The organism is Polaromonas sp. P3_C2 (assembly GCF_056402675.1).
Window position 1 is genome coordinate 1 of record NZ_JBFUGX010000260.1, and the last position, 5,593, is coordinate 5,593.

Annotated in this window: 5 protein-coding genes; 1 reads left to right on the forward strand and 4 read right to left on the reverse strand. The window is 65.5% G+C overall.

From position 1 onward, the window contains the following. Together AC1DWI_RS12260 and AC1DWI_RS12265 are read right to left on the reverse strand one after the other, a co-directional pair. On the reverse strand, positions 1-598 hold a 598-nt coding region (locus AC1DWI_RS12260), incomplete at its 3' end, for an SDR family NAD(P)-dependent oxidoreductase (RefSeq protein WP_477724919.1). A gap of 63 nt (positions 599-661) precedes the next feature. Continuing rightward, positions 662-1,417, reverse strand: coding sequence for a glucose 1-dehydrogenase (locus AC1DWI_RS12265; protein ID WP_477670509.1), 756 nt, complete (start codon positions 1,415-1,417; stop codon positions 662-664). A gap of 170 nt (positions 1,418-1,587) precedes the next feature. On the opposite strand from AC1DWI_RS12265, the gene AC1DWI_RS12270 reads away from it, so the two are divergent. Beyond that, positions 1,588-2,484: a LysR family transcriptional regulator gene (locus tag AC1DWI_RS12270; protein ID WP_477670508.1), complete on the forward strand. Its 897-nt coding sequence runs from the start codon at positions 1,588-1,590 to the stop codon at positions 2,482-2,484. An 11-nt stretch (positions 2,485-2,495) separates the two neighbouring features. Here the strand turns inward: AC1DWI_RS12270 and AC1DWI_RS12275 are convergent, their stop codons facing one another. Further along, positions 2,496-4,892, reverse strand: a complete 2,397-nt coding sequence (locus AC1DWI_RS12275; protein ID WP_477670507.1) for a glucose/quinate/shikimate family membrane-bound PQQ-dependent dehydrogenase — start codon at positions 4,890-4,892, stop codon at positions 2,496-2,498. A gap of 183 nt (positions 4,893-5,075) precedes the next feature. Next, a partial coding sequence (locus tag AC1DWI_RS12280; RefSeq protein ID WP_477724920.1) for a substrate binding domain-containing protein occupies positions 5,076-5,593 on the reverse strand: 518 nt, incomplete at its 5' end.

Sequence of the window (5,593 nt, forward strand, 5' to 3'; positions counted from 1 at the left end):
CGCTGGGGAAGTGCGCCGTGCCTTTGGTGAAGGCGCCGGGCACCACGATGGAGGTCTCGATGCCGAAGCGGGCGAGCTCGTACGACATGGTCACGGCCATCGAATCCATCGCAGCCTTGGCGGCGGCGTAAGGGCCGAGGAAAGGCGGGAAGCCGCCGCGCACCGTGCTGCTGCTGACCCACAGCACCAAGCCAGCTTCGGCCTTGCGCATCACCGGCAACACAGCGCGGTTCACGCGCTGGCTGCCCAGGAAGTTGGTGTCCAGCACCTTGACGATTTCTTCGGGCGTGTAGGCCTCGGCGGGCCCGACCACCAGGTGGCCGGCGTTGTGCACGATGACGTCCAGGCGACCTTGCTCGGCCATGATGTGCGCCACGGCGGCGTCTGCGGAAGCTTGCGACAGCACGTCGAGCTCAACAGCACGCAGATCGAAGCCGTTGGCAAAACTCCAATCGCGCAGCTCACGCACCTTGGGTGCGTTGCGGCCCTGGATGTCGCGCATGCTGGCGTAGACGGTGTGGCCGGCCTGGGCCAGTGAGCGGACGGTGAGGTGGCCGATGCCGGTGGATGCACCGGTGACCAGGATGACGGATTTCATGATGTGTGTCTTTCTGGAAAGGGTTTGAAAAGAGTGCTTGATGGCTTGTAGAAGTACGTGCGCTTAGACGACGCCACCATTCGCACGCAACGTCTGGCCGTTGACCCAGGCCGCGTTGTCGCTCACGAGGAAAGCAACCGCACTGGCGATGTCCTCCGGCGTGCCCAGGCGTTCGAGCGGCGCCATCTTGGACATGCGCTCAATCGTCTCGGGCGTTTTGCCGTTGAGGAAAAGCGCAGTGGCCGTAGGGCCGGGAGCAATCGCGTTGATGCGGATGTTTTTGCCGCGCAGCTCTTTGGCCATGATGTTGGTGAAGGTTTCCACCGCGCTCTTGGTGGCGCCGTAGATCGCGTAGCCGGGCAGGGCCAGACCGATCACGCTGGTCGAGAAGTTGACGATGCGCCCGCCGGGCTGCAGGCGCGCGGCGGCTTCGCGCAGGGTGTTGAATGTGCCCTTGACGTTGACGGCGAAGAGGCGGTCAAAGGTGTCGTCGTCGGTGTCGGCCAGCGCCGGCAGGCTGGGCGGCATGATGCCGGCGTTGTTGATGAGCACATCGACGCGGCCAAAGGCCTGGATGCTGTCATCGAACAGCTGCGTGACGGCGGCGGAACTGGCGACGTCGGCCTGCACGGCAACGGCCTGGCCGCCGCTGGCCATGATGGACTGCACAACGGCCTGGGCTTCTTCAGCCTGGCCGGCATAGTTGATGACGACGGCGTAGCCCTCTTGTGCCAAGCGCCGAGCGACGGCCGCGCCTATGCCGCGCGAGGCGCCGGTGACGATGGCCACCTGGGTGGCGTTGTTGCTGGAAGCGGTCATTTGAAACTCCTGATGGTTAAAAGTGGGTTGGTTCTGACCGCCCGGGGTGCTGCGTGTGTTGTGCGCCTTTGGTGAGCCAGTGAAGGTATTGTTCTATTCAATCCACACACGATAAATACCGTAAACTTGCCATCATTGTTCAATAAATACCAACAATAGAAGCACGCGTTATGGACCGTTTTCATTCGATGCAGCTGTTCACCCGCATCGTCGAGCTGGGCAGTTTTACGAAGGCGGCCGACGACCTGCTGCTGCCGCGCGCCACGGTGACGCATGCGGTGCAGCAGCTTGAAAAACGCCTGGGCGCGCGGCTGTTGCAGCGCACGACGCGGCATGTCAGCCCCACGCAGGACGGCGCGGCGTATTACGAGCGCTGCCTGCGCCTGTTGACCGACCTGGAGGAAGCCGAGTCGGCCTTTGTCAACACGGGCAGCAAGCCGCGCGGCAAGCTGCGGGTGGATTTGCACGGCACGCTGGCCAAGCATTTTTTGCTGCCGGTGATTGGTGATTTTTTTGAGCGCTACCCGGACATCGAGCTGGAGATCGGCATGGGCGACCGGCTGGTGGACCTGGTGCGCGAGGGAGTGGACTGCGTGCTGCGCGTGGGCGAGCTGGCCGAGTCCAGCATGGTGGGGCGGCGCGTGGCCTTGCTCGAACAGGTGACCTGCGCGAGCCGCGAGTACCTGGCAAAACACGGCACGCCCGAAACACTGGAGGCCCTGCGCGGGCACCGCGCGGTGAATTTTTTATCCAGCCGCACCGGCAAGGCGCTGCCCTTTGACTTCATCGTGGACGGCGCGCCGCGTCAGGTGCAGCTCAAGGGCCCGGTCGCGGTGACGGACGCCGACGCCTACAAAGCCTGCTGCGCCGCGCACTTGGGTTTTATCCAGGTGCCGCGCTACCACCTGGCCGCGCAACTCGAGGCGGGCACACTGGTTGAAGTGCTGGCCGCTTTCCGGCCCGCGCCCATGCCGGTGTCGGTGCTGTACCCGCACCACCGGCAACTGTCGCCGCGCGTGCGCGTGTTCGTGGATTGGGTTGCCGACGTCATGAGCCGGGCCGGATAGGAGCGGCTCAACTAGCGCGGCAACGCATAAGCCCGCACATAGTCCCCCGCACGCGTCCCCAGTGACCCATGGCCGCCGGCCACTACTAGCAGGTATTGCCGGCCATCTGCGCCGGTGTAGGTCATGGGCGTGGCCTGGCCGCCGGCGGGCAGGCGGCTCTTCCAGATTTCCTTGCCGGTGTTCACGTCGTAGGCACGCACGTAATAGTCGAGCGTGCCGGACAGGAAGGCCACGCCGCCCGCCGTGGTCAGCGGCCCACCCAGATTGGGCACACCCATGCGGAAAGGCAGGGGCACGGGGGCCAGGTCACGCACGGTGCCGTTTTTATGCTGCCAGGCAATGGCGCCCGTCGTCAGGTCGGCGCCGGCCACGTAGCCCCAGGGCGGCGCCTGGCACGGAATGCCCAGCGGCGACACAAACGCGCTGAGCTTGACAGCAAAGGGCGCACCGAAGTTTTCATTGAGCGAGGGCAGGCTGCCTTCGGGCCGCTCCTTGCCCTGCACCATGAGGCTGGTGTCGTCCGTGCGCGGCACGAGTTTGGAGACAAAGGCCAGGTAGGTCGGTGTGGCGAAGACCATCTGCCGCTCCGGGTCCACCGCCACGCCGCCCCAGTTGAACACGCCGAAGTTGCCGGGATAGATCAGCGAGCCCTGCGTGGAAGGCGGCGTGAAGCGGCCCTCATAACGCAGCCGGTGAAAAGCAATGCGGCAATAGAGCTGGTCGAACAGGGTGGCGCCCCACATGTCGCGTTCCGTCAGCGGCGGCGGGTTGAATGAGAGTGCCGAATTCGGTTGCGTGGGCGCGGTGCGGTCACCCTGTGCAGCGCCCTGCGGTGCCGGTGTTTCCACCACGGGCAAAAGCGGTGTGCCGGTGCGGCGGTCCAGCACAAAGATCTCACCCTGCTTGGTGGGCTGGACCAGCGCGGGCACCCGGTTGCCGCCCACGGTGAGGTCCACCAGGCTGGGCTGGGCCGGCACGTCGTAGTCCCACAGGTCGTGGTGCACGGTCTGGAAGTTCCAGCGCACCTTGCCGGTGGCCAGGTCCAGCGCGACGACGGACGACGAATAGGTTTCGACGGCAGGACTGCGCTGGCCCCCCCACTGGTCGGGCGGCTGGTTGCCCAGCGGCACATAGACCATGCCCAGCGCTTCGTCGACGCTGGAAATGGACCAGCTGTTGGGCGAATTGGCGGTGTAGGTTTGCCCTGTCGCAAGCGGGGCGGTGGCGTCGGGCTTGCCCGAGTCCCAGTTCCAGACCAGCGCACCGGTGTTGATGTCATAGGCACGGATCACGCCGGACTGCTCTTTGGTGGACACGTTGTCGAGCACCGTGCCGCCCACGATGATGAGCCTGGATGTGACCACCACCGGTGAGGTGGAGTAATAGGCGCCAGGCTTGACGTTGGGCATGCCGGCCCAAAGATCGATCTGCCCCTTGCCGCCGCCGAAAGAGGGGCAGACCTTTCCGGTGTCGGGGTTGAGGGCGATCACGCGGCCGTCTGCCGTGGGCATGAACAGTTTGGCCGGGCAGTCGATGGACGCTGCGGCAGCTGCCGCAGTCGCAGGGGCAGGCGGCTGGTAAGACAGGCCGCGGCAAGTCAGGTGCTGCAGTGCGAGCTTGCCCTGGATCTCGGGATTGAAGCGCCAGGCTTCCGCGCCAGTGGTGGCGTCCAGCGCAATGACGGACTGGTGCGGTGTGCACAGGAAAAGCCGGTTGCCCACTTTCAGCGGGGTCACCTCGAAGGTGGTTTCTGCCGGGTCACCYGGCTGGCCGCGCATGTCACCGGTGCGGTACTGCCACGCCAGCCCCAGGTTTTCCACGTTGTCAGGGGTGATCTGGCTGAGCGGCGAATAGCGCTGCCCCTGGCCGGTGCGCCCGTAGGCATGCCATTCGCCGGCAGGTACGGCATCAGCCGGGCGCGCGGCCGATGCGCCGGTGGGCGGCAGCGGCAGCATGCCCGTCACACGATTCGCATCATGCAGCCAGGTCGCCACCGATGCCACAAGAAAAAGCGCCAGCGCGGCGCCCAGCGCCCACTGGCCGGCGCGCACACCGGATTGGCCCGGCGCTTCGGACTGCATGGCACGGGCAAGCATGGGGGTGAGCAGGAAGAGGCCAATGAGAAACGGCACTCCACCGCGCGCAGCCAGCGGCCACCAGTCGAGCCCACCTTCCCACAACGCCCATGCCAGTGTGCCCACCAGCAAGAGTGCATAGGTCCACAATGCTATCGGTCCGTACTGGATCAACAGCATGCCCGTCAATATAAATGCGAGGCCGGCCACCAGGTAATACCAGGAACCTCCCAGCACCACCAGCCAGATGCCCGGCAAGGCCAGCACCCCTCCCATCAGCACGAGCACCAGGCCGGTGAAAAAGGCGGAGCGAAGGCGCGGGATAGCTGACACTTTTTATTCTTCCTGATGCATCCGTACAGGCCCCCAATCTATTCCCACATCGGCCTGCCGCGCGTCAGCCGTGGGCTAACGCAGCTGTAGGCGACGCCAAGAAAACGGCTGCACGCAAACGGATGGATAAGAAAGATACAGAAAGAGATGTCTGCGCGGCGCTGATGCCGCGACACCCGCGCGTCAGCCGGCCGCGCGGGCGCGGCGCGTTTTCCGCGCGGCGGCATGGGGCCGCAGTTCATGCGGCTCCAGGTAAAACTGCGTGTTGCCAACCAGCCGTTCCACCGCCAGGTCGATAAAGGCCCGCGCACGGGCAGGCTGCGCGTTACGGCTACCGTAGTAGACATAGAGGCCGAGATGCCCGGTGACATGCTGCGTCAGCAGCGGCACCAGCCGGCCGGCGCGCACAAGCGGCGCAGCGGTGGCGCCGATCAGCTGGCCGATGGCCTGGCCGGCCACGACAGCGCGGGCTTCAAGGTCCACGTCATTGGTGAGGAAGGACGCGGCGACGGTACGGGCCACCACTTCTTCACCCACCTTGAATTCCCAAGGCATGGTCTTGCCGGTGCCCGTGTGGTGAAAGCCCGTGCAGCGGTGCCCGGCCAGGTCTTCGATGGTCTGGGGCGCGCCATGCTGCGCGATGTAGGCGGGTGACGCGCACACCACCAGTTGCAGCGGCAGGATGCGGCGCGAGATGATGC

Bases quoted from the DNA above. Each gene is read 5' to 3' on its own strand.
- AC1DWI_RS12265 (WP_477670509.1), bottom strand. From the start codon at position 1,417: ATGACCGCTTCCAGCAACAACGCCACCCAGGTGGCCATCGTCACCGGC.
- AC1DWI_RS12270 (WP_477670508.1), top strand. From the start codon at position 1,588: ATGGACCGTTTTCATTCGATGCAGCTGTTCACCCGCATCGTCGAGCTG.